The 3,642-nt window shown below is 29.2% G+C and carries 3 protein-coding genes and 1 pseudogene; 1 reads left to right on the forward strand and 3 read right to left on the reverse strand.

Features of this window, described 5'->3' with window-relative positions; genetic code table 11:
• Positions 1-226 (forward strand): annotated as a pseudogene (locus GJV76_RS15780) (IS3 family transposase); the annotation flags it as partial.
• A gap of 278 nt (positions 227-504) precedes the next feature.
• Here GJV76_RS15780 and GJV76_RS15260 read toward each other — a convergent pair.
• The 3 genes from GJV76_RS15260 to GJV76_RS15265 all read right to left on the reverse strand — a co-directional run bounded on the left by GJV76_RS15260 (position 505) and on the right by GJV76_RS15265 (position 3,456).
• Complete coding sequence (locus tag GJV76_RS15260) at positions 505-1,281, reverse strand: hypothetical protein (protein ID WP_155093444.1); 777 nt, start codon at positions 1,279-1,281, stop codon at positions 505-507.
• Between the two features lie 543 nt (positions 1,282-1,824).
• On the reverse strand, positions 1,825-1,980 hold the full coding sequence (locus tag GJV76_RS16185) for a hypothetical protein (protein WP_394367079.1): 156 nt from the start codon (positions 1,978-1,980) through the stop codon (positions 1,825-1,827).
• 216 nt (positions 1,981-2,196) lie between these two features.
• Positions 2,197-3,456 carry a S41 family peptidase gene (locus GJV76_RS15265; protein ID WP_196216247.1) on the reverse strand — a complete coding sequence of 420 codons (1,260 nt, stop codon included), beginning with the start codon at positions 3,454-3,456 and terminating at the stop codon, positions 2,197-2,199.
• Positions 3,457-3,642: the final 186 nt, after the last annotated feature.

A 3,642-nucleotide genomic window follows, 5' to 3' on the forward strand; every position in this document is an offset into this window, starting at 1 on the left:
AAAACTTAATAATTACTATCATCCTGAAGAGCTAATAGAGGCTATTGAGATTTTTGTAGAAAACTACAATAATAACAGGTATCACGAGGCTATTAGTAACCTAACTCCTAAGGATGTCTATTATGGTAATTCAGATAAAATATTAGAAAAAAGAGCTATAATAAAACAAGAAATTTTAACTAAAAGAAGACAGTTGTATAATCAACAAAAATTAATAAATTTATAACTAATACACTATCTTATATTTACGTGCTAAAAGTCTACATTAGTTTGAAGACATACACTGTTGCTTTATTTTCTTTATTTTCCGTATACTCTATTTATAAGGGTGTTTATTTTTAAATTAAACTAAACTATTAATTAATAAAGTTTTAGAATATGATTTAGAATTGTTTGGATTCAATAGTAAACATAGAGCTGTTAAGAATTGATTTTACAACAAAAACGAGGAAAATTTATCTCTAAAATCTCCATTTCGTTAATACAATATTAGACATAGTTGCTTTAATCACTAAATTCTTCCAATTTTTTTAGTCCTATTTCAGTTCTCCATTTATTAATTTTTTTTTCATCGACAAATTTGTAATAGATTCTTTTAAAGTCATTATCATAATCTATATTAAAAATCGCCCCATACTTTTGCGGTTTGTTAGCTTTTTTTTGTACTAAATCATATGTATCGGCAAAATACTCACAGTCAATCTCGCCTTTTATACACAACTCTTTTAATTCTTTTAGGTGTTTCTTAGCTTGTACTAAAAACAAATCTTCATATATTAATGTAGCAAATATATAACTAGCGGCATCTCCTACTTGACTTTGTTTGGGCCATCCCTTTTTATTTATTAACTCAAAAAGTAATTTAATATTAGTACTCTCTTTATCTGATAAAGCTAAAATTCTAAAGATCTCGGCACTGAAAGTTACGTCCTTACATGGAATATGTTTATTAATTACGCTTTGCTCATAAGTTGTCCATCTTTTATCTTCTTTAATTCCAATAAATTCTTTGTCTCTTAAAGATTGTACTGCAATTCGTTTATTAATATTTTCTTCTAAATAGAAAAAGCAACTATCTACTTGTCCTGCTAGCGCAAGAACTTTTGCGTAATTATACTTATGTCCCCAATCCCAATATCCCTCTTTCTTTTCGTTAAGATAATAGCTAATAGATTCCTCATATTTTCCTTCATCTCTTAAACGCACACCAGGTTCAAGTATGCCTTGTCCAAAAGAAATAGAAAAAAATAAAACAAAAATTATCGATAAATAAGCTTTCATTGTTACAGTAAACGTTTCTTAACTTTGAACTATGGTACGAATTAAAGACAAAAGTTAAAATTCAGCACCTTATAGAACAAAATCTTGTTAATTGATTAAATGTAGAAAAAAAAACGATATAATTGGTAGCGTGAGAGCTATATTTAAATTTCAAGTTTAACAGAAACCTAGAGAGTATAAAAAAACAGTAGCAACTAAAGTCCACTACTGTTATATTTTATAATTTTAAATTATCAATCCTGTATCGGTTTTTCAAGACTAGTAATATATAGTTGTTTCTAAACTCAAATCCTAACATATCATCCTCTACCACGTCATAAGGCAAATACCTTCTTATAAAAGGATTTTCTTTTTTTTATAATATGCTCAGAAGATAGAAAAAGCAGGATAACAAATACACTACTTATTTTTGTGGTGATAATTGATCCTAGATAGCATCTTTTTCTTTTGTGTTCTTCATAAAATAAAGCAACTAAGGCCAGTAAGCTTACAATGATATTAAACCACAGACGCTCTGTCCATCCCATCTTTTCAAGTATGCCTTCACAAGAACAAAGAATAAAATCGCTGTAGTTTAATATCAGGTAGATTTAAATGAAAAAAAGCTACCATTAAACTGTAACTGAGATACAAATCGAAAGTCTTAGTTTGTTTTAATGATAAGAGTAAAGCAATAACAAGTTCAACAATAATAATCAAATAGGCTATTATACTAGCATAAGCGCTAAGTAGTGAGGACTGGGTAAGTTGAACCTAGAAGGCTGTAAAAGTGATGAATATGCTTATGGCTGCATAAACAAAAAGTAATACAAAAACATATTGTACAATAAGAGTGTATTTGGCTTTCATGGTACTGGCATTTTGGGATACCCAAACCCACAAACAGCTAAACACCAAAATAATACGTGTTTTCACCTAATTTTTAATATACTTTAGTATACTATCTTCTGAAAAGGCTTCTTTAACCAAAATATCAGGTTCAACACCTATTTGATCAAGTACTTTTCCTTGACTTGTTATATACATTGCAGTGGGCAGAAAAAGTGTATAGCCATCTCTTATTTTAAATTCCTCTGCATTTAGCATCTTACCAGCTGATTTCTTACCAATTATTAAAGCCATTTTATTTTCTTTAAAACCTTGTAAAATAGGCTCACAAGTACTTGCTGTTTTTTCATTGACCAAAAAATAAAGCTTTTGATAAGCTATTGTATTTTTAGCTTCAACCTTTAAAACAATACCTTCTTTTTCTGAAATTCCCTTTAGGAGTAACTCGTAGTTTGCTTTACTAAAAACATCATATTGATTAAGTTCTTGCTTTGTTGGTAGACTATTGTTTTTATTGTAGTATTTTCTTGTAAGAAATACCCCTGCTACTATATCCTGTTTCACAAGTCGTTCTGCAAAAGTCATTCCTGCATCGATACTTCCTCCGGAATTATCTCTTAAATCAATTACCAGGTTTTTAAACTGCTTTTGAGCTACTTGATCTAAAACCTTATTCATATCTTCTAAACTACCTGAAAAAGAGCTTATTTTCACATAATACGTATCACTGTCTAAATACTTATGTGGAAAATCTGTAGTTTGAGACTTTATATATTTATCCCAATCCTCCCATGCAATAAAAGCGCTATAGTGGGAAAAACCTAAATCATTACTGAAATAATAAAAACCCATTAAAAATTCTAAATCATCTCTGAACTTCTCACAAGAATTGTCCATCTGTTTTTTAAAAGTATGCCATTTCTTGGAATCTAAAACAGATCTATTATATATCTTATCTTGAGTTATTTTTTCTATATCATGCCAAATTGCTTTATAATCTTTCTTTTTAATATTCAGATTCAAGTCAGAATCAAACAAACCAACTGCTTCCTTTTTTCCATTGAGTAACATCCCGTGTATCCTATCATTTGTTTTAATAGCTCTAAAATAGAAATTACCAAACATTGTGGTCATAACTCCTTTTAAAGAGTCACCTTTAATCTCTCCCTTTTGAATCTTTATTAAGCTCCCTGCTTCTAACTTTTTATTAAACAGACGAGCCACACCTGCTTTGATTCCCCCTAAAATAAGTTTATCACTTCCTTTTGGACTCTCTGCAAAGAAAGTATTGTCTTGGTTATTAAATGAAAAATCAAAATGGGTTTGTACAACACCAATATCTTTCATTTTTAGCGTTGTTGGCCAGTTTTGTATTTCATTGGCTAGAACAAAACAAGTACTAGTGATGAAATAAAATAAGAATATACATTTTAAATAAATTTTTAATCTCATAGTATCCTTTTATAACGTTACTCAATACATCAATTTACTATCTGAATATTCCACTGAAAGTGAACAGCCTATTCCGGTGTG

The organism is Myroides albus (genome assembly GCF_009711045.1).
GTDB classification, from domain to species: Bacteria; Bacteroidota; Bacteroidia; order Flavobacteriales; family Flavobacteriaceae; genus Flavobacterium; species Flavobacterium album_A.

Excerpts from the sequence above, each read along its gene's own strand:
- GJV76_RS15260 (WP_155093444.1), bottom strand. The coding sequence starts at position 1,281 with ATGAAAGCTTATTTATCGATAATTTTTGTTTTATTTTTTTCTATTTCT.
- GJV76_RS15265 (WP_196216247.1), bottom strand. The coding sequence starts at position 3,456 with ATGAAAGATATTGGTGTTGTACAAACCCATTTTGATTTTTCATTTAAT.